The organism is Pseudomonas sp. P8_229, from assembly GCF_034008635.1.
Classification (GTDB): Bacteria; Pseudomonadota; Gammaproteobacteria; order Pseudomonadales; family Pseudomonadaceae; genus Aquipseudomonas.
The window spans coordinates 2,312,372-2,332,622 of sequence record NZ_CP125378.1 but is presented as its reverse complement, the minus strand read 5'-3'; the positions used below and the strand labels follow the sequence as shown (position 1 = coordinate 2,332,622).

16 protein-coding genes and 1 tRNA gene are annotated in these 20,251 nt (G+C 59.5%); 3 read left to right on the top strand and 14 right to left on the bottom strand.

Annotated elements, in window-relative coordinates; all coding sequences use genetic code 11:
• Positions 1-74 precede the first annotated feature (74 nt).
• The 6 genes from QMK55_RS10620 to rpsU all read right to left on the bottom strand — a co-directional run bounded on the left by QMK55_RS10620 (position 75) and on the right by rpsU (position 9,215).
• A complete protein-coding gene (locus QMK55_RS10620) occupies positions 75-536 on the bottom strand; it encodes an Lrp/AsnC family transcriptional regulator (protein ID WP_025108603.1) in 462 nt (153 codons plus the stop codon).
• Positions 537-672: 136 nt separating this feature from the next.
• Positions 673-749, bottom strand: a tRNA-Ile gene (locus QMK55_RS10615).
• Positions 750-764: 15 nt separating this feature from the next.
• Positions 765-4,511 (bottom strand): bifunctional diguanylate cyclase/phosphodiesterase, encoded by a 3,747-nt coding sequence (locus QMK55_RS10610; RefSeq protein WP_320329136.1) that lies wholly within the window; start codon positions 4,509-4,511, stop codon positions 765-767.
• A gap of 126 nt (positions 4,512-4,637) precedes the next feature.
• Positions 4,638-6,485, bottom strand: coding sequence for an RNA polymerase sigma factor RpoD (gene rpoD, locus QMK55_RS10605; RefSeq protein WP_102356241.1), 1,848 nt, complete (start codon positions 6,483-6,485; stop codon positions 4,638-4,640).
• Positions 6,486-6,552: 67 nt separating this feature from the next.
• Complete coding sequence (gene dnaG, locus QMK55_RS10600; protein WP_102356240.1) at positions 6,553-8,517, bottom strand: DNA primase; 1,965 nt, start codon at positions 8,515-8,517, stop codon at positions 6,553-6,555.
• A gap of 482 nt (positions 8,518-8,999) precedes the next feature.
• Positions 9,000-9,215, bottom strand: coding sequence for a 30S ribosomal protein S21 (gene rpsU / locus QMK55_RS10595; protein ID WP_002551877.1), 216 nt, complete (start codon positions 9,213-9,215; stop codon positions 9,000-9,002).
• A gap of 199 nt (positions 9,216-9,414) precedes the next feature.
• Here rpsU and tsaD point away from each other — a divergent pair, with 199 nt between their 5' ends.
• Positions 9,415-10,440: a tRNA (adenosine(37)-N6)-threonylcarbamoyltransferase complex transferase subunit TsaD gene (gene tsaD / locus QMK55_RS10590; protein ID WP_102356239.1), complete on the top strand. Its 1,026-nt coding sequence runs from the start codon at positions 9,415-9,417 to the stop codon at positions 10,438-10,440.
• 23 nt (positions 10,441-10,463) lie between these two features.
• Here tsaD and plsY read toward each other — a convergent pair whose 3' ends face one another.
• Positions 10,464-11,033, bottom strand: a complete 570-nt coding sequence (gene plsY / locus QMK55_RS10585; protein ID WP_320329135.1) for a glycerol-3-phosphate 1-O-acyltransferase PlsY — start codon at positions 11,031-11,033, stop codon at positions 10,464-10,466.
• A gap of 74 nt (positions 11,034-11,107) precedes the next feature.
• Here plsY and folB point away from each other — a divergent pair, with 74 nt between their 5' ends.
• Both folB and folK read left to right on the top strand, forming a co-directional pair.
• Complete coding sequence (gene folB, locus QMK55_RS10580; RefSeq protein ID WP_016772885.1) at positions 11,108-11,464, top strand: dihydroneopterin aldolase; 357 nt, start codon at positions 11,108-11,110, stop codon at positions 11,462-11,464.
• Positions 11,455-11,973 (top strand): 2-amino-4-hydroxy-6-hydroxymethyldihydropteridine diphosphokinase, encoded by a 519-nt coding sequence (folK, locus tag QMK55_RS10575; protein WP_102356237.1) that lies wholly within the window; start codon positions 11,455-11,457, stop codon positions 11,971-11,973. The genes folB and folK overlap by 10 nt, the downstream gene beginning before the upstream one ends.
• An 84-nt stretch (positions 11,974-12,057) precedes the next feature.
• Here the strand turns inward: folK and QMK55_RS10570 are convergent, their stop codons facing one another.
• From QMK55_RS10570 to apaG, 7 genes are all read right to left on the bottom strand, one after another.
• The gene (locus QMK55_RS10570) at positions 12,058-13,287 is read right to left on the bottom strand and encodes a multifunctional CCA addition/repair protein (RefSeq protein ID WP_320329134.1); all 1,230 of its coding nucleotides are present in this window, start codon (positions 13,285-13,287) and stop codon (positions 12,058-12,060) included.
• A 63-nt stretch (positions 13,288-13,350) separates the two neighbouring features.
• Positions 13,351-14,913, bottom strand: a complete 1,563-nt coding sequence (locus tag QMK55_RS10565; protein ID WP_102356235.1) for a SpoVR family protein — start codon at positions 14,911-14,913, stop codon at positions 13,351-13,353.
• The gene (locus QMK55_RS10560) at positions 14,910-16,181 is read right to left on the bottom strand and encodes a YeaH/YhbH family protein (protein ID WP_102356234.1); all 1,272 of its coding nucleotides are present in this window, start codon (positions 16,179-16,181) and stop codon (positions 14,910-14,912) included. Before QMK55_RS10560 ends, QMK55_RS10565 begins: the two co-directional genes overlap by 4 nt.
• Before the next feature lie 205 nt (positions 16,182-16,386).
• Positions 16,387-18,309 carry a PrkA family serine protein kinase gene (locus tag QMK55_RS10555; RefSeq protein WP_003228848.1) on the bottom strand — a complete coding sequence of 641 codons (1,923 nt, stop codon included), beginning with the start codon at positions 18,307-18,309 and terminating at the stop codon, positions 16,387-16,389.
• Between the two features lie 294 nt (positions 18,310-18,603).
• The gene (gene glpE, locus QMK55_RS10550) at positions 18,604-18,933 is read right to left on the bottom strand and encodes a thiosulfate sulfurtransferase GlpE (RefSeq protein WP_102356233.1); all 330 of its coding nucleotides are present in this window, start codon (positions 18,931-18,933) and stop codon (positions 18,604-18,606) included.
• A 33-nt stretch (positions 18,934-18,966) separates the two neighbouring features.
• Positions 18,967-19,848 (bottom strand): symmetrical bis(5'-nucleosyl)-tetraphosphatase, encoded by an 882-nt coding sequence (locus QMK55_RS10545; RefSeq protein WP_102356232.1) that lies wholly within the window; start codon positions 19,846-19,848, stop codon positions 18,967-18,969.
• Complete coding sequence (apaG, locus tag QMK55_RS10540; RefSeq protein ID WP_102356231.1) at positions 19,848-20,228, bottom strand: Co2+/Mg2+ efflux protein ApaG; 381 nt, start codon at positions 20,226-20,228, stop codon at positions 19,848-19,850. The genes QMK55_RS10545 and apaG overlap by 1 nt, the downstream gene beginning before the upstream one ends.
• Between the last annotated feature and the right edge of the window lie 23 nt (positions 20,229-20,251).

Here is a 20,251-nt window from a genome sequence, read left to right as displayed (position 1 = left end):
GATCCGGTCAAAGGTGGGAGCGGGCTTGCTCGCGAAGAGGCACTGTCCGCCAACCGAAATGTCACGACCAACATTCAAACCGGTTGCCCGCGATCAATCTTGCTACTCAAAATAATCGAAGTAGTGGTCTTCTCTACCCCATCCACCCCGCCAATCTGATCCAGCAACTGATCCAGCTGTTCCGGCGAATCGGTGCGCAACCACGCGACATAATCAAATTCGCCACTCACCGCACACAACTGCTGGACCTGCGCCATCGCACTCAAGCGGCGCAACACTTCCTTGCCGGAGCGCGGCTGCACCTTGATCCCGACATATGCCTGCAACCCGCCATCGACCACCCGTTGCCCCAGCCGCACGCCATAGCCGGTGATCACCTTGGCCTTTTCCAGTCGCGCCAGCCGCGACGTGACAGTGGTACGCGCAATGCCCAACTGCCGGGCGAGCATTGCCACGCTCTCGCGGGCGTTGATTTGCAGGGCGGCGATCAACTGGCGGTCGATTTCATCGAGCACGGGCGGGCGGATGTCTGGCAAGGGCGGGGCTCCATGGGGCGCGGGTCTTTGGGCGAGCATGTTACAGCGTCAGCCGGCTGGATATGGAAGCCCCTTATCGTAGTCGGGGTTAAACGCAGAAACGAAAAAGCCGCGCATGTAGCGCGGCTTTCAAATGTGGTGGGCCCACACGGACTTGAACCGTGGACCAAAGGATTATGAGTCCTCTGCTCTAACCAACTGAGCTATAGGCCCTCAGTAGGTCGCGGATTATAGCGATGGTTTCTCGGCTGTGCTATCCGAATAATCCGATACGGTAATACGCAGAAACGTTGCGGCGAACTCTTCCGGGGGCAGTGGCAGGCTGACGATGTAGCCCTGGATCTGTTCGCAGCCTTCGGCGGCGAGGAATTGTTGTTGCGCCTGGGTTTCCACACCTTCGGCAATCACGGTGAATTGCATGCTCCGGCCAAGCGCTATGATCGCTCGTACAATCGCCGCGTCGTGCGGGTCGTCGGGCAGGCCGCGGACGAACGACTGGTCGATCTTGAGGATGTCCAGCGGCAAGCGTTTGAGGTAACTGAGCGAGGAATAGCCGGTGCCGAAGTCGTCAATTGCCAGTTGCACACCCAGGTGTTTGAGCTGGTGCAGTACCGCCAGCGCCTCTTCGGCCTGGCTCATGATGAAGTTTTCGGTAATTTCCAGTTGCAGTAAATCTGGCTGCAGACCGTTCTCCCTCAGCAGTTGTTCGATGCGCCCGAGCAGGTTCGGCTGGCGCAGTTGCGCGCCGGCGAGGTTGACCGACAGTGGGCCGAGACTGTCGTAGATCTGGTTCCATTCGAACATCTGCCGGCAGGCGGTTTCGAGTACCCAGTCGCCGATCTGCAGGATCATGCCGTTCTCTTCGGCCAATGGGATGAAGTGCTCTGGCGGCACTTCGCCAAAGGTCGGGTGGCGCCAGCGAATCAGCGCTTCGGCGCCGACCAGGCGATGGTCGTCGAGGCTGATCTTCGGTTGGTAGTAGAGGAACAGTTCGTCGCGTTCGATGGCGCGGCGCAGTTCGTGCTCCAGTGCCACGCGTTCGCTGGCCTGGGCGGTGAGGTCGCGGGTGTAGCTTTCGACGCGATTGCGGCCCTTGGCCTTGGAGCGGTACATCGCGGCATCGGCGTTTTTCACTAGCGTGGCGACGTCGCAGCCGTCGCGAGGGTACAGGCTGGTGCCGATACTGGCGCTGATGAAAAACTCGTGTTCGCCGGCCTGAAACGGCGCGCCAAAGCAATTGAGCAGTTTGGTGGCGATGTGGTCGGCGTCGCTGGCTTGTTGCAGGCCGGGCAGCAGGATAATGAATTCATCGCCGCCTAAACGCGCGACAGTATCGATGTCACGCAATTGTTCCTTCAGGCGCACGGCAATGCCCTTGAGCAGCAGGTCGCCGACCGGGTGCCCGAGGCTATCGTTGATGTGTTTGAAACGGTCGAGATCGAGGAACAGCACCGCGCCCTGACCGCCGTTTTCCTGCTGGCTGTTCAGTGCGGTGAGCAAGCGACTTTCAAACAGCGTGCGATTCGGCAGGCCGGTGAGTGGATCATGGTGCGCCTGATAGTCGAGCTTGGCCTGCGCGTGTTTGAGGCTGGAGATGTCGGCAAACACCGCGACGAAGTGAGTGATGAACTTGTCGCGGTTGCGCACGGCGCTGATGGTCAGCCAGCTCGGGTACAGCTCGCCGTTCTTGCGTCGGTTCGATATCTCGCCCTGCCAGTGTCCCTCGTCGGTCAACTGGTGCCACATCGCCGCATAAAACGCGCTGTCGTGCAGTCCCGAGGCGAGCAGGCGCGGGGTGTGGCCGAGGGCTTCGCTTTCGCTGTAGCCGGTGATTTCGGTGAAGGCGCGATTGACCGCGCTGATGTGCTGCTGGGTGTCGGTGATCAGCACGCCCTCGGCAGTGCTCTCGAATACGGTGGCGGCCTGTTGCAGCTTTTCCTGCATCAGATGGCGCTCGGTGATGTCCCGGGCGATGGTCAGCATGCAGTCTTCTTCGCCGATCGGCAGCGGTCGGCTGGACACTTCACACAGACGGATCTGCCCGTCGCTGCGGCGGATATGGCAGGTGAAGTCGCGTACGAAACCGTCGCGGTGCAACAGGTCGAGCATCTGCTTGCGTTCGTTGAGGTTGACCCAGATCCCCAGGTCCAGCGCCGAGCGGTCCACCGACATCGCGCTGTTGAACCCGGTGATGCGGCTGAAACCCTCGTTGACCTCCAGCAGCAGACCGTCGCTTTGGCGCGACAGCAGCAAGCCGTCCGGCGAGGCATGGAAGGCCTTCGCGAATTTCTCTTCGGAGGTTTGCAGCTGCTGCTGGGTTTCCTTGAGCTGGGTGATGTCGCGCACCACCACCACCAGCGCCGGGGTGGTGTCGAGGTCGAACGGCTCGGCGGAAATCAGGCCGGTGAACACCTGGCCGTTGTTGCGGCGAAAGGGCATCTCCAGGTTGCGGATGCTGCCGGCCTGCAAGCGCTGCAGCAGTCCCGGCCCGACTCCGGGAATGCCCCAGATGCTGAGTTCGGTGGCGGTCTGGCCGACGACCTCTTCGGCTTTCAAGCCGATTTGTTCTTCAAAGGCTTCGTTGACCTCCAGCAGGCAGCCGTCAGACAGCCGTGCGATCACCAGAATGTCCGGGCATTGCTGGAATACCGAGGCGAATTTCTGCTCTGACAGCCGCAGCGCCTCCTCGGTACGTTTGGTCTCGCTGATGTCGATCATCAGCCCGCGCATCACCGGCTCATGCCCGTGCTCAATCAGGCTGACGATGTCGCGAACCCACAGGCAGCGCCCGTCAGCGGTAATCACCCGATAGTCGAGCGTGTGATCACGCCCTTCGCGCACCGCGTCATCGCAGATGGTCTGGGCACGGGTCAGGTCGGCGGGGTGGATGATGTTGCGCCAGAAACCGGGGATCAGCCAATGCGCCTGTGGATAACCGAGCAAGTCCTCGGCATGGGGCGACACATAGCTGTAAGTGAAGTCGCTCATGCGCGCTTCCCAGGCGATGGCCGACAGGCTCTCCACCAGGCCGCGATAGTGATATTCGCTGCTGCGCAATTCCTGTTCGAGGTCGACGCGCCGGGCAATTTCCGAGCTCAGGCGGCGGTTGATGCGAATGACCACCCCCAGGATGATCACCAGCAATAACAGGCCCGGCAGACCGTAAATCAGCAGGTCCGACCAAAATGTCCGATGGTCCAGGACATTGCCGACCCAGTGTTCCTGAATGCTGCTGATTTCCTCCGGGCTCATGTCCGCCAGGACTTTGTCTAGAATGCCCACCAGCATTTTGTTGTCGCGGGGCACGCCCATTGCCAACTGGTAGCGATACGGCGTTTCGCCGCTCACGTATAAACCGTCGAGCTTGAGTTGGCGCAGGCTCCAGACGCTGGAGGCGAGATCGCCGACCACGGCGTCCACCTCATCGGTGGCCAGGGCCTGGAGTGCCGAGCTGACATTGGGCATCGCCACCAGATTCAGGTCGGGATGGTGGGTGCGCAGGAGTTCGTGGGGGGCGTAGTTCTCTACTACGGCGATCTTCAGGCCGTACAAGTCTTCGATTTTGCGTGGCTGTGCGCCGCCGATGTGGGCGAGGATCACAATCGGGAAGTCGAGGTAGGGGCGGGTGAACGACAGATAGCTCTGGCGCTCGGGTGTGGACATGATCCCCGGCAGCAGATCGATCTTGCCGGCTTTCACCTGAGCCAGCACTTCGGTCCAGCTCGATGGTTCGATCGGGGTGAGTTTGACCGCCAGACGCTGGCGGATGACGTCGATGTAATCCGCGGCCAGGCCTTGATAGCGATTCTGTTCATCGCGGAACTCGAACGGCGGCCACGAGGCGTCGACACCCAGGCGCAAGTCCGGGTGAGCCGCGAGCCAGCTACGTTCTTCATCGGTCAGAGTCAGCGCGTTAGCCGTTGCGGTCCAGATCATCAGTGACAGCAAGAAAAGCACGGGCGCCAGTCTGGGCATAACCGTCTCGTTAGGGCACGGGATTCATAGTTTCGAGTGTAGACGGGGTATGCGGGGGAGGGGCGGTGCGGGGGATTTAATCTGCTCTATAAACAAAACCCCCGGCCTGGGCCGGGGGTTCTGGTATCACTCGTCGAGGAAGGAGCGCAGATGCTCGCTTCGCGTCGGGTGGCGCAGCTTGCGCAGCGCCTTGGCTTCGATCTGACGGATCCGCTCACGCGTTACGTCAAACTGTTTGCCCACTTCTTCGAGTGTGTGGTCGGTGTTCATGTCGATACCGAAACGCATGCGCAGTACCTTGGCTTCACGGGCAGTGAGGCCGGACAGCACTTCGCGAGTCGCTTCTTTCAGGCTTTCAACGGTTGCAACATCGATTGGCGACTGCATGGTCGAGTCTTCGATGAAGTCACCCAGATGAGAGTCTTCGTCATCACCGATCGGGGTTTCCATGGAGATCGGTTCTTTAGCGATCTTCAATACCTTGCGGATCTTGTCCTCAGGCATTTCCATGCGTTCACCCAGCTCTTCCGGGGTCGGTTCGCGACCCATTTCCTGCAGCATCTGGCGGGAAATGCGGTTGAGCTTGTTGATCGTCTCGATCATGTGCACCGGAATACGGATGGTGCGGGCCTGGTCGGCGATCGAGCGAGTGATCGCCTGACGGATCCACCAGGTGGCATAAGTCGAGAACTTGTAACCACGACGGTATTCGAACTTGTCCACCGCTTTCATCAGACCGATGTTGCCTTCCTGGATCAGATCGAGGAATTGCAGGCCGCGGTTGGTGTACTTTTTGGCGATCGAGATCACCAGACGCAAGTTGGCTTCAACCATCTCTTTCTTCGCGCGGCGGGCCTTGGCCTCACCGATCGACATGCGACGGTTGATGTCCTTGATTTCTGCGATGGTCAGACCGGTCTCGGTTTCCAGCGCGATCAGTTTCTGCTGGCAACGGATGATATCCGGCTGTACGCGACCAATGGCTTCGGCGTATTTGCTCTTGCCTTTGGCCAGGGCGTCGGACCAGCTTTCGTCGACTTCGTTGCCCGGGAACTGACGCAGGAAATCGGCGCGTGGCATACGTGCATCACGTACGCACAGTTGCATGATCGCGCGCTCTTGCTGACGCAGACGATCCAGGGCACTGCGAACACGCTCGACCAGGGCTTCGAATTGCTTCGGCACCAGTTTGATCGGCATGAACAGCTCAGCCAGGGCCAGCAACTCGGCAATCGTTGCCTTGTTGTTGCGCCCGTGCTTTTTCAGGGCCTTGCGGGTGACTTCCATCTGGTCGGCCACAGCACCAAAACGCTGGGCAGCGATGACCGGATCCGGACCGCTTTCGGCTTCTTCTTCGTCATCCGAAGATTCGGCGTCATCGTCGTCGGTGTCGTCGTCAGCCTTGGCGGCTTTGGCGTCGATCGGCGGTGGCACTTCGGCAGCCGGCGGCGCAATGCCGTCGTCCGGGTCGATGTAACCGCTCAGAACGTCGGACAGGCGACCACCCTCGGTGGTAACACGAGTGTACTCGGAGAGAATGTGGTCAACCGTGCCAGGGAAGTGCGCGATAGCGCTCATCACTTCACGGATGCCCTCTTCGATACGCTTGGCGATTTCGATTTCGCCTTCACGAGTCAGAAGCTCGACCGTACCCATTTCACGCATGTACATGCGCACTGGGTCAGTGGTGCGACCGATATCGGTCTCCACCGCTGCCAACGCAGCGGCTGCTTCTTCCGCAGCGGCCTCGTCGGTATCGGCGTCGGCCAACATAAGGGCGTCCGCATCCGGAGCACTCTCGTGTACGGGGATCCCCATGTCGTTAATCATGCGGATGATGTCTTCCACCTGCTCAGGATCTGAAATATCCTCGGGCAGGTGGTCGTTGACCTCGGCGTAAGTCAGATACTTCTGCTCACGACCCAGTTTGATCAACTCAATAATACGAGACTGCTGTTGCGCTTTTCCGGACATAACACCCTATCCACTGAAGGTCTTGGCGGGCAAAAAACAAGCCGAGGATTATACCTGAGCTATGACCTCACGCGCCAGTTGAGGTCGGGTTTGATGCGGAAACATTGCGACTTAGAAGGTCGCGCAGTTGATTTTTCTCTTCGATGCTCAGTTCGCTTTGACGCGCTTTCCTGAGTAACTGTTCCAGATTTCGCTCGCGTTGGCGGGCTGACAAGCTAGTAATGGTGTCGAAAAACTGTTGTTCAAGGTTTTCTCCATCAATCAGCCACTCCTTTTCCGCGAGTGCTTTAAGCAAGCGACCCTGTTCAGTGCCGTGCCATCGCGCGATCAACTGAAATGAGTTTAGCTTGGGATTCTTCTGTACGGCTTCGAGCAGCGCCACAAGCAACTGGGCGTTGGTCTGATTTTCGTCCGCGATGTGCCCGGCGTCCTCGACGTGCTCGGCCAGTTGCGGGTGATGAAGCAAGGTGCGCAGGGCGGTCAGGGTCGGCGATTCGACGCCAATCGGCGTCCGCGGGCGTTGTTGATCGCGATCGCCGCCACGCTTGCCGTTCTTGTCCCAGGGTTTCTTGTCCCACTTCTTGCCGCCGGCGCCGGGTTTTTTCGGCGTCCACTCCTGCTGCGGCACATACATGTCCTGTGCCTGCGGCTGATGGTAGTCGCTGTAGTCCGGCATTGCGTCGTAATCGATGCCCGGATCGTAAGCCGGCGGCGCTTCCTGTGGCGCACTTTGCGCGAGCTGACTGACGGTTTCGCTGCTCAGGCCGGTGATTTCGGTCAGGCGCTGACGCATCAGGATGCGCAGATTGGCTCCGGGCACTTTGTCGATCAACGGTGCGGCGAGGGTGGCCATGTGAGCCTTGCCCTCGAGCGAGCGCGGATCGGCTTCTTCGGTCAGTTGCTGGAAAAAATAGTCCGCCAGCGGCTGTGCATGCTGATTGATTCGAGCCTTGAAGGCATCAGTGCCTTCGGCGCGCACCAAGGTGTCCGGGTCTTCGCCTTCGGGCAGAAACAGGAAGCGTGCGCGGCGCCCGTCCTGCAGACACGGAAGTGTCGCTTCCAGCGCGCGCCAGGCGGCGTTGCGACCGGCCTGGTCGCCGTCGAAGCAGAACAATACGTTCGGCACGACGCGAAACAGACGTTTCAAATGTTCTTCGCTGGTCGCGGTACCCAGCGTTGCGACGGCATTTTTCAGGCCTTGTTGGGCCAGAGCGATGACGTCCATGTAACCCTCGACGACGATGATTTCGTCGAGGTTGCGGTTGTTCTTGCGGGCTTCATAGAGGCCGTAGAGTTCCTGGCCTTTATGGAAGACCGGGGTTTCCGGCGAGTTCAGGTATTTCGGCTTGTCGTCGCCGAGTACCCGGCCACCGAAAGCGATGATCCGGCCACGAGTGTCACGGATCGGGAACATCACGCGATCGCGGAAGCGGTCATAGCGTTTGCCGGTTTCGGCGTTCTCGATCAGCAGGCCGGCGTCGATCATGGCTTTCTGTTGCAAGGTGTCGCTGCTCAAGTGTTTGAACAGGTTGTCCCAGCCCGGCGGCGCGAAGCCGAGACCGAAGTCCCGGGCGATTTCGCCGGTCAGTCCGCGGCCCTTGAGGTAATCCACGGCGGCCTTGCGCGCGGGATGGCTCTTGAGTGCCTGCCGGTAAAAGTCGGCGGCGGCGGTCAGTAGTGGGTACAGCGGCGAATCGGTCGGCTGCCGCGGTTTGTGCGGGCGGCCACTTTCTTCGCGGGGGATTTCCATTCCGGCGGCTTTGGCCAGATCTTCGACGGCCTGGGGGAAGTCCAGGTTGTCGTGGTCCATGAGAAAGCCCAGGGCGTTGCCGCCGGCACCGCAGCCGAAGCAGTAATAGAACTGCTTGTCGGGGCTGACGCTGAACGACGGGGTTTTCTCTTTATGGAACGGGCAGCAGGCGGTGTAGTTCTTGCCGGCCTTTTTCAGTTGCACGCGCGAGCTGACCACATCGACGATGTCGGTGCGGTTCAGGAGGTCGTCAATAAAGCTCTGGGGAATCAGCCCGGCCATGGCGTTCTCGTCTGTGCTGTAATGAGTCCGATGCGAAGGGCGGCTGGACGCAGGTCTTGAATGAGGCGCGCACAATGGGCGGCTCGACCGTGGTCGGTTGCGTGATCGCTGTCGGGAAGTGTATCTGCCGAAAATCCACTGACGTTAGTACTCATCAGTTTTCGACTATTTGAAAGTGTTGCGCTGAATCCGCTGGCGGCCGATGAATGGCCTCGGATAGCTCAATAAAGCGGGCACGCATGCAGGTGCCTTGGGCTGATCGTCGTGAGAGGAATCAGTGGGTGTGCTCGTCAGTAGCCTTGAAAGGCTCGTCAGAAAAGACGTGCACCGCTGGCAAAAGAGCCAGGCCTGACGCGGTGAAGCGATTTTGTCTCGGTCGCGTGTGCGGCTTCGACGGTGAAGCATCAAGCGTTTTACGCAAATGCCATTAGCCCGGCTGAGGGCCGGGCTTAGGCAAGAAGCTTGCTACGATCGTCTGTGTATTAGTACAGACGAACGGCGCGGCGCTGTTCGCGCTGAACTTTCTTGGCGTGACGCTTAACAGCGGCTGCTGCTTTGCGCTTACGCTCAGAAGTTGGCTTCTCGTAAAATTCGCGGCTACGAACTTCAGCCAGTACACCGGCTTTTTCGCAGGAGCGCTTGAAACGACGCAGAGCTACGTCGAAGGGTTCGTTCTCTTTAACTTTGACGGCTGGCATCCAGAGCTACCTTCATTCATTACCGGGGTCAACATCCTCGCGGCAAAAGAGCACTTGAAGACGTCGGTTTTTAAGGGTTGCGGATGTTAACCCCTCATCGCTCGGAATGCAAAGCCTCTGATCGAAAACCGCTGGTCGGGGCATCACGCGGCGACTATTATGCGCGCCTTCGAATTCAGCCTAAACAAGGCGCAAACCCATGCTAGTACTGGGATTAGAAACCTCCTGCGACGAAACCGGCGTCGCATTATATGACAGTGAACGCGGCCTGCTGGCCGACGCGCTGTTCAGCCAGATCGACCTGCACCGCGCCTATGGCGGTGTGGTACCGGAGCTGGCCTCGCGTGACCACGTCAAACGCATGCTGCCCTTGATTCGTCAGGTGTTGGCCGAAGCCGACTGCGTGCCGACCGAGATCGACGCCATCGCCTATACCGCAGGTCCTGGCCTGGTCGGGGCGCTGCTGGTCGGTGCTTCCTGCGCCCAGGCGCTGGCGTTTGCCTGGGGCATTCCGGCGCTCGGCGTGCACCACATGGAAGGCCACTTGCTGGCACCGATGCTGGAGCCGAAACCGCCTGAATTCCCGTTCGTCGCTTTGTTGGTTTCCGGTGGTCATACGCAGCTGGTTCAGGTCGATGGCATCGGCCAATACAGCCTGCTCGGCGAGACTCTCGACGATGCCGCCGGCGAAGCGTTCGACAAGACTGCGAAAATGATGGGTCTCAATTATCCGGGCGGACCGGAAATCGCCAAGCTGGCGGAAAAGGGCGTTGCAGGACGTTTCACTTTCCCGCGTCCGATGTGTGATCGCCCGGGTCTGGATTTCAGCTTCAGCGGCCTCAAGACCTTCGCCCTCAACACCTGGCAGCAATGTGTCAGCGCCGGGGACGACAGCGAGCAAGCCCGTTGCGACATCGCGCTGGCGTTCCAGCAGGCCGTGGTGGAGACTTTGACCATCAAGTGCAAGCGTGCCCTGAAACAGGCGGGCATGAAGCGTCTGGTGATCGCTGGCGGCGTCAGCGCCAACAAGGCGTTGCGTGTTTCGCTGGAAAAGATGCTCGGCGACATGAAGGGCGATGTGTTTTACGCCCGTCCCGAGTTCTGCACCGACAATGGCGCGATGATCGCGTTTGCCGGTTGCCAGCGTTTGCAGGCCGGTCAGCAGGAAAGTCTGGCGATCAGCGTGCAGGCGCGCTGGCCGATGGAGCAGTTGTCGGCGCTGTGATGAGCGGCGTTCATGGGCGGTATTTAAAAATGCCGTTCGCGCCCGGCAAACAGGTCGCGTAGATTGCCGCGGTGGCGCCAGACGATCAATAGCGTCAACGCGCTCATCGGCAGCAGCGCCTCCGGCTCCTGCCAGGCCAGCAATGGCAGGGTCAGGGGTGTGGCGATCAGCGCCGCCAGTGAGCTGGTGCGGGTCAGGTAGAACGTCAGCAGCCAGGCGCACACCGCCAGCAAGGCGGCGGGCGGATACAGGCCCAGCAGCATGCCGGCAGCCGTGGCGACGCCTTTGCCGCCGCGAAAACGGAAATACAGCGGGAACAGGTGACCGATCACGGCGCACACGCCGATCCAGGCCTGATCCTGCAGCGAAAGGCCCATGGTCGCTGCGATCAGCACCGGCAGAAGGCCTTTGCACAGATCACCCAGCAGGGTCAGGATCGCGAGTTTGCGACCGGCCACGCGCAGCATGTTGGTGGCGCCGGCATTACCCGAGCCACTCATTCGCGGATCCGGGTTTCCGGTCAGGCGGCTGAGCAAAATGGCGAAGGACAGAGAGCCGAGCAGGTAGGCGAGAGTCGCCAGTAACCAAAACATGCTAACTATTCCGGGCGAGGACGCCCTGATTCTAACGGCGCATTGCGCCCTTGTCGTGCAGCGGAGAAAAGTGCTTGGACAGAGTGTTTATCGAGGGCCTGGAAGTCGACACCGTGATCGGTGCCTACGACTGGGAGCGCGGCATCCGACAGTGTCTGCGTCTTGATCTGAGCTTCGCCTGGGATAATCGCCCGGCTGCGGCCGGTGACGACCTGACCCTGGCGCTCGATTACGCCAGTGTTTCCACGCGCATCCAGGCCTTTGCCGAGCAGGCGCAGTTCCAACTGGTCGAGACCTTCGCCGAGCGACTGGTCGAAGTGCTGATGGCCGAATTCAAGATCACCTGGGTTCGCCTGAAGCTGACCAAGCCTGGCGCCGTGCCGGCAGCCAAGGGTGGCGTGGGTGTGGAGATCGAGCGCGGATGTCGCTGACTCAGGTGTACCTCGGGCTCGGTAGCAATATCGAGCGCGAAACCCATTTGCGCGCCGGGCTCGACGCTTTGGCGACGTTTCTGGTGGATATCCGCTGTTCGGCGGTGTTCGAGAGTCAGCCGGTGGGAATCAAGAGCGGACCGTTCTTCAACTTCGTAGTCTCGGCGTATACCGATCTGCCGTTGATGGAACTGGATCGACGCCTGAAATTCATCGAGGCCGATAACGGTCGCTATGCACCGGACCGCAAGGGGTTGCCGCTGGATATCGACGTGCTGTTGTACGGCGACCTGACGGGTAACTTCGACGGTTTGATTCTGCCGCGTGCCGAAATTCTGAAAAACGCTTTTGTGCTGTGGCCGCTGTCGCTGATTGCGCCGGATCGGGTGCATCCGGGGGCGGGAAAAAGTTTCGCGACACTGTGGGCCGAGGCGCAGATTGATCAGGTGCTGGCGCCGGTTGGGTTTGAATGGCGCGGGCGGCAACTCACGCCTTCGGATCTTCGTTGAGTTGACTGCCGCCTTCGCGAGCAAGCCCGCTCCCACATTTGGAATGCATTCCCCTTGTGGGAGCGGGCTTGCTCGCGAAGCTTTTCAGACTGACGCCGTGTCTTTATAGGTCTTCAGCGCTTTCAGTCGCTCGCGCTTCAGCGCTTCGCCCAGTTCCGGCCCTTTGAATCCCTTCTCCAGCAGCGGCTGCACTGCCACACTGCGCGCAACCTTGGCCGCGCCGCGCAGATAATCCGCCTGTGGATAACTGCGCTGCTCCAGTCCCTTGCGTCCGCGAGCATCCATCTCGCAGGCAACGATGAATTCTTCAAAACGCTGCGGACGGCGATAAACGTCGAAGCTTTGCAGTAACTCCAGCAAGGTCGACGCCTTCAGCTCCAGAGCCCGGTGGCCGTGGGTGTGGTACTGGCCGACCAGCAGTGCCAGTTCCTGGCAATCCTTCGGCGCCTTGAAGCGTTCGTTGACCGCTTTGATCAACTTCAGTCCTTTATGCTCATGGGCGATGTGCCGTGGCCACTCTTCTTCCGGGGTCAGGCCTTTGCCGAGGTCGTGCAGCAGGCAGGCCCAGCGCACGGTCAGTGGCTGTTTGTGCAGTGCCGCTTGTTCCAGCACGCTCAGGGTGTGGATGCCGCTGTCGATTTCCGGGTGATGGGCCTCCGGCTGCGGCACGCCGAACAGTGCGTCCACCTCCGGCATCAAGACCTTCAAGGCGCCGCAGTCACGCAACACCTGGATGAACACCTGTGGCTGATCCTCCATCAGCGCGCGCGAAATCTCTTTCCAGCTGCGCTCGGCGGTCAAGGCTTGCAGTTCGCCGGACTCGCTGAGCTGAGTCATCAGTTCGAGGGTCTCTGGAGCGACGGTGAAACCCAGCCCGGCATAGCGAGCGGCAAAGCGCGCAACGCGCAATACACGGAGGGGATCTTCGGCAAACGCCGGGGAAACGTGGCGCAGGATTCGATTTTCGAGGTCGCGTTGGCCGTGATAGGGATCGGTCAGATTCTGCTGGCGGTCCTCGGCCATCGCGTTGATCGTCAGGTCACGGCGAATGAGGTCTTCTTCAAGGGTAACTTCGGGGCTGGCGTGAAAAGTGAAGCCACCATAACCGCGACCGCTTTTGCGCTCGGTGCGGGCAAGGGCGTACTCCTCGCCAGTTTTGGGATGAAGAAACACCGGAAAATCTGCGCCGACCGGGCGAAATCCCTGGGCGAGCATCTCTTCTGTCGTGGTCCCGACCACCACCCAATCGATATCGGTAACCGGTAGTCCGAGCAAGCGATCACGTACCGCGCCGCCGACCTTGTAAATCTGCATAAAAAACCTCCGTAGGCCCGACAGGATAACCCTTGCGCCGGACTTTCGGAGGCCAAAACCGGATCAAAGATGAATGACGGCCAGATCAAGCCTGCCGTAATCCCCTTCACTGTGTTCATTGCGTGGCGGTACGTGGTGGGTTTTCATGATCTGATCACCCTGCAGGGTTTCCAGATGAATGTCGAAGCCCCACAGCCGGTGCAGATGCTTCAGTACCTCGTCGGTTGAGTCACCCAGTGGTTTGCGATCATGTTGCTGATGGCGCAGGGTCAGCGAGCGGTCGCCGCGCCGGTCGATGCTATAGATCTGCACGTTTGGTTCGCGATTGCCGAGGTTGTATTGCGCGGCCAGGGTTTCACGGATGATCCGGTAACCGGTTTCGTCGTGGATCGCCGGCACCAGCAGGTCGTCCTTCTGGTCGTCATCGAGGATGCTGAACAGCTTCAGATCGCGGATCACTTTCGGTGACAGGTACTGCAGGATGAAGCTCTCATCCTTGAAACTGCTCATGGCGAACTTGATCGTGGAGAGCCAGTCGGTACCGGCGATGTCCGGGAACCAGCGGTGGTCTTCCTCGGTAGGTTCTTCGCACATGCGCCGGATATCGCGGTACATCGCAAAGCCCAGTGCGTAAGGGTTGATGCCGCTGTAGTAGGGGCTGTCGAAACCCGGCTGGAACACTACGCTGGTGTGCGAAGTGAGGAATTCCATCATGAATCCGTCAGTCACCAGGCCTTCGTCATACAGATCGTTCATCAGCGTGTAGTGCCAGAACGTGGCCCAGCCTTCGTTCATCACCTGGGTCTGGCGTTGTGGATAGAAATACTGGGCGATCTTGCGCACGATCCGCACGATTTCCCGCTGCCACGGCTCCAGCAGCGGGGCATGTTTCTCGATGAAATACAGGATGTTTTCCTGCGGTTCGGCCGGGAAGCGTGCGTTGTCCTTGTCGCTATATTTGTCCGCGCCTTTGGGGATGGTGCGCCACAGATCATTGATCTGCTTCTGCAGGTGTTCTTCGCGATCCTTCTGCCGCCGGCGCTCTTCTTCGGCGGAAATCGGATACGGGCGTTTGTAGCGGTCGACGCCGTAGTTCATCAGGGCGTGGCAGGAGTCGAGCAGGTCCTCCACCGCATCGATACCGTGGCGTTCCTCGCACTGCATGATGTACTGCTTGGCGAACACCAGGTAATCGATGATCGAACTGGCGTCGGTCCAGGTGCGGAACAGGTAGTTGCCCTTGAAGAAGCTGTTATGGCCGTAGCACGCGTGAGCCACCACCAGCGCCTGCATGCAGATGGTGTTTTCTTCCATCAGGTAGGCGATGCACGGGTCCGAGTTGATCACAATCTCGTAGGCCAGCCCCATCTGCCCGCGACTGTAGGATTTCTCGGTGCTGAGGAAGTGTTTGCCGTAGGACCAGTGGTGGTAGCCCAGCGGCATGCCCACTGAAGCATAGGCATCCATCATCTGTTCGGCGGTGATCACTTCGATCTGGTTGGGATAGGTATCCAGCGCGTAGCGATCGGCGAGCCGGCTGATCTCGCGGTCATAGGCCTGAATCAGCTCGAACGTCCATTCGGAGCCGGTGGAAATGGGTTGGCGTTTCTGCTCTTTGGCGGTCATGTCACTAACCTGCGCTGGAAGAGTTCACGGAAGACCGGATAAATATCCCCGGCCGAGACCAGCTGCTGCTGGGCAAACGTGTCGGAAAAGGCTTCGGCGATGCGTTCGTATTCGTACCAGAGGGCCTGATGTTCGCGTGGGGTGATCTCCACATAAGTGTAGTACTGCACAAACGGCATGATCTGATTGATCAGGATGTCGCGGCAGATCGGCGAGTCATCGTTCCAGTTGTCGCCGTCGGAGGCTTGCGCGGCATAGATGTTCCACTCGTTGCTTGGATAGCGCTCGGCCATGATCTCCTGCATCAGTTTCAGGGCGCTGGACACGATGGTGCCGCCGGTTTCCCGTGAATAGAAGAACTCTTCTTCGTCTACTTCCCGGGCACTGGTGTGATGGCGGATGAACACTACGTCAATCTTGTCGTAGTTCCGCTTGAGGAACAGATACAGCAGGATGAAAAAGCGCTTGGCGATGTCCTTGGTGGCCTGGGTCATGGAGCCGGAAACGTCCATCAGGCAGAACATGACAGCCTTGGAACTGGGGTTGGGTTGCTTGATCAGCAGGTTGTACTTGAGGTCGAAGGTATCGAGAAACGGCACGCGATGGATGCGCGCGCTGAGCCGCTCGATTTCCGCTTCAATTTCCTGAATATCACCGAAGTTGTCTGGTTCTTCACGTTTGAGTCGCGCGAGTTCCTCTTTGGCTTCGCGCAGCTTGGCACGGCTGCTGCCGGACAGCGCAATGCGCCGTGCGTGGGCCGAGCGCAGGGTGCGGATGATGTTGATCCGCGACGGATTGCCTTCGTTGCTGATCCCGGCGCGCACGGTCTTGAAGGTATCGGTGCCGCTCAGATTGCGTTTTACCAGGTTGGGCAGTTCGAGGTCTTCGAACATGAATTCGAGGAACTCTTCCTGGGTGATCTGGAAGACGAATTCGTCCATGCCCTCGCCGGAGTTGCCAGCCTTGCCCGGCCCGCGTCCGCCGCCACCCCCGGGTGGCCTGGCGATGTGTTCGCCGGCGGTGAATTCCTTGTTGCCGGGGTGAACCACGGTCTGCTTGCCGCCGCGGCCGTGGTGAAGCACCGGTTCGTCGATGTCGCGACCGGGAATGCTGATCTGTTCGCCATGTTCCATGTCAGTGATGGAACGCCGGCTGACCGCCTCTTCGACAGCCTTCTTGATGTGATCACGGTAACGCCGCAGGAAACGCTGACGGTTCACCGTGCTCTTGTTCTTGCCATTGAGACGTCGGTCGATCACATAGCTCATGACTGCTCCTTAGAAGCTGTCCTGCAAAGGGGCGAGCGGTCATGCAGCATGGAACCGAATGCCAAGGGGCGTACACGCTCCCCCAAGCGCTCTGGATGCTGCCTGTACCTCGCTACCGACTTGCGAACACCTTCCAGAGGCCTGTGTAGCAGAAAATTCGCGCACAGGCCTCGGGCTGACGACAACCGGTCTGACCGGCCGCGGTTTACTGTGATTTTCTGACCCGCAGATACCACTCGGACAGCAGTCGTACCTGTTTGTCGGTGTAGCCGCGTTCGACCATTCGAGTAACGAAGTCGTTGTGTTTCTGTTGATCCTCTTTGCTGGCCTTGGCATTGAAGCTGATGACTGGCAGCAGGTCCTCGGTGTTCGAGAACATTTTCTTCTCGATGACCACCCGCAGTTTTTCGTAGCTGAGCCAGGTCGGGTTCTTGCCGTTGTTGTTGGCCCGGGCCCGTAATACGAAGTTGACGATTTCGTTGCGAAAATCCTTCGGATTGCTGATGCCGGCCGGTTTTTCGATTTTCTCCAGTTCTTCGTTCAATGCCACGCGGTTGAGAATCTCGCCGGTTTCCGGATCGCGATATTCCTGATCCTGAATCCAGAAGTCCGCATACAGCACGTAGCGGTCGAAGATGTTCTGACCGTACTCGCTGTAAGACTCCAGGTACGCGGTCTGGATCTCCTTGCCGATGAATTCGATATAACGCGGTGCCAGGTATTCCTTGAGGTAGCGCAGGTAGCGTTCGCGGGTCTCGGCCTGGAACTGTTCCTGTTCGATCTGCTGTTCCAGCACATAGAGCAGGTGCACCGGGTTGGCGGCGATTTCATGCGGATCGAAGTTGAACACTTTGGACAGGATCTTGAACGCGAAGCGGGTCGACAGACCGTTCATGCCCTCGTCGACGCCGGCCGAGTCGCGGTATTCCTGGATCGATTTGGCCTTCGGATCGGTGTCCTTGAGGTTTTCCCCGTCGTAGACGCGCATTTTCGAATAGATATTGGAGTTTTCCGGCTCCTTGAGGCGTGAGAGCACGGTGAACTGCGCCAGCATCTTCAGGGTGTCGGGTGCGCAGTGGGCCTTGGCCAGGGAGCTGTTGAACAGCAGCTTGTCGTAGATCTTCACTTCGTCGCTGACCCGCAGGCAGTACGGCACCTTGACGATGTAGATCCGGTCGATGAACGCTTCGTTGTTCTTGTTGTTACGGAAGGTGTGCCACTCCGATTCGTTGGAGTGAGCGAGCAGAATCCCGGTAAACGGAATCGCCCCCAGGCCTTCGGTACTGTTGTAGTTGCCTTCCTGGGTAGCGGTCAGCAACGGGTGCAGCACCTTGATCGGTGCCTTGAACATTTCGACGAATTCCATCAGCCCCTGGTTGGCCCGGCACAGCGCACCGGAGTAGCTGTAGGCGTCGGCGTCGTTCTGTGGGTATTCCTCGAGTTTGCGGATGTCGACCTTGCCGACCAGTGCCGAGATGTCCTGGTTGTTCTCATCACCCGGTTCGGTCTTGGCCACGGCGATCTGGTTGAGGATCGACGGATACAGCTTGACCACGCGGAACTGGCTGATGTCGCCGCCGAATTCGGCCAGGCGTTTGGTCGCCCAGGGCGACATGATGGTGTTCAGGTAGCGCCGTGGGATGCCGAAGTCTTCCTCGAGAATCGCGCCATCTTCGGTGGCGTTGAACAGACCCAGAGGGGATTCGAATACCGGTGAGCCCTTGATCGCGTAGAAGGGCACTTTTTCCATCAGCTGTTTCAGCTTCTCGGCCAGCGACGATTTACCGCCACCGACGGGGCCGAGCAGATAGAGGATCTGTTTCTTCTCTTCCAGGCCTTGGGCGGCATGGCGGAAATACGAGACGATCTGGTCGATGCATTCTTCCATCCCGTGGAAGTCTTCAAAGGCCGGATAGCGACGAATCACCTTGTTGGAGAAGATCCGCGACAGCCGCGAGTTGGTCGATGTGTCGAGCAGCTCGGGTTCGCCAATTGCCATCAATAGACGCTCGGCGGCGGAAACGTAAGCGCTGCGGTCCTTTTTGCACAGCTCCAGGTACTCCTGCAGCGAGAGTTCTTCCTGGCGTGTGGACTCGAAGCGTTGTTGGAAGTGGCTAAAGATACTCATGACGTCACCTCGCTCGATACGTGGAGCCGACGCCGGATCACTCAGTCGATGCTGGCAAGCAGCCGCGGTGGCCGCTTGTTTACCCCCCAGAACACTTTCGCGGTCGACAACCTTGAAAGTCACTCCCGATGACCCGTGCGCCGGTGTACCGGCTCTCCCCTGTTTTGGATGGCCTGGGCTTAAGGATAGTTGGGAATTCGGGAGGTAAAGGCGAGATACGTAATTATGTGTGGCAGACCGTTCGTCTGCCGCGCGCAGGCCCACGGCAGCCGGGGCCTGCACGTGACAAAAAAATTATTCGGTGGTGCCTTGCGCGGTTTTCGACGGATAAGTCGTACGCCATAACTCAAAGCCGCCGTCCATGCTGTAGACGTCGGAGAAGCCCTGACTGATCAGGTAGGCCGCCGCACCCTGGCTGGAATTGCCGTGGTAGCAGACGACAACAGTCGGTGCATCGAGATCGGCGCCTTGAATGAAAGCGTGCAGTGAGTGGTTGTCCAGATGCTTCGAACCAGTGATATGCAGGGCGGCAAAAGTCGCAGGGTCGCGGACATCGACTACCACGGCACCTTGCTCACGCAGGGCCTGGGCCTGTTCCGGGGGGATTCGTTTGAATTCGCTCATGGCGGGTTCCTGTAGCTCGGCAGAATGTGCAGTCTAACGCGGGGCGCTGACTGGCGACGTTTCGGGGATAAGTGGTGCGACGGTTGGTGCAAGGCCACCGTGTTCATCGCATTTGCACGACACGCGCTCGCCGCTGTCGACGTTCATCAGGGTCAGGCTGCCGCCCCAGACACAACCGGTGTCCAGTGCCGAGATGCCGGGTTCGTGGACATCGCCTTCCAGCGCGGCCCAGTGGCCGAAAATGATGCGCAGACCGCGGGTCTTGCGCTCTTTGTGCTGGAACCACGGTTTGTAACCTGGCGGTGCGGTATCGAGGCCTTCCTTGCTTTTGAGGTCGAGCTTGCCGTCGGCGGTGCAGAAACGCATACGGGTGAAATAGTTGGTGATCACGCGCAGGCGGGTGACGCCTTTGAGATCGTTGTCCCATTTGGCGGGTTCATTGCCGTACATGCCGTCAAGAAACACCGGAAGCAGATTGTCATCACGCAAAGCCGTTTCCACTTCGTCAGCGCACTTCAAGGCGCGACGTAGCGACCATTGCGGCGGGATGCCGGCGTGGACCATGACGACATCGCGCTGCTCATCGTAGTGCACCAGCTTTTGCTGGCGCAGCCATTCAAGCAGTGCAGGGCCGTCGGGGGCTTCGAGGATCTCGCGCAGGGTGTCGGACTTTTTCAGACGCTCGACGTGCCTGCTGACAGCCAGCAGGTGCAGGTCATGGTTGCCGAGCACGCAGACCAGCGAGTCGCGCATGCCATAGAGAAAACGCAGGGTCTCCAGCGATTGCGGGCCACGGTTGACCAGATCGCCGACCAGCCAGAGCCGATCGTGCGCCGGGTCGAACGCCACTTGCCTGAGCAGGCACTTGAGCGGTTCAAGGCAGCCTTGCAGATCGCCCACGGCGTACGTCGTCATCAGTGCAGGGCTCCGGGCACGGCGAGGCGGAAGGGCTTGATGATTGCGTCGAAATGTTTGCCATCGGTGGCGACCATTTCGTAGGTGCCCTGCATGGTGCCGACCTTGGTGGTCATGACCGTACCGCTGCTGTAGGTGTGGCTTTTGCCGGCGTCGATCAGCGGTTGCTGGCCGACGACGCCTGCACCGCGAACCTCTTCGACATGGCCGTCACCGTCGGTGATCACCCAGTGTCGCGACATCAGGCGCGCGGGCTGCTCGCCGTTGTTCTGCACGGTGATGGTGTAGGCGAAGGCGAAGCGGTCGTGCTCGGGTTGCGATTGGTCTGCCAGATAGTGGGTGACGACACTGACATCGACCTGATAGCGAGGATCGGACATGCAAAAGGGCCTTAAGCAAAGCG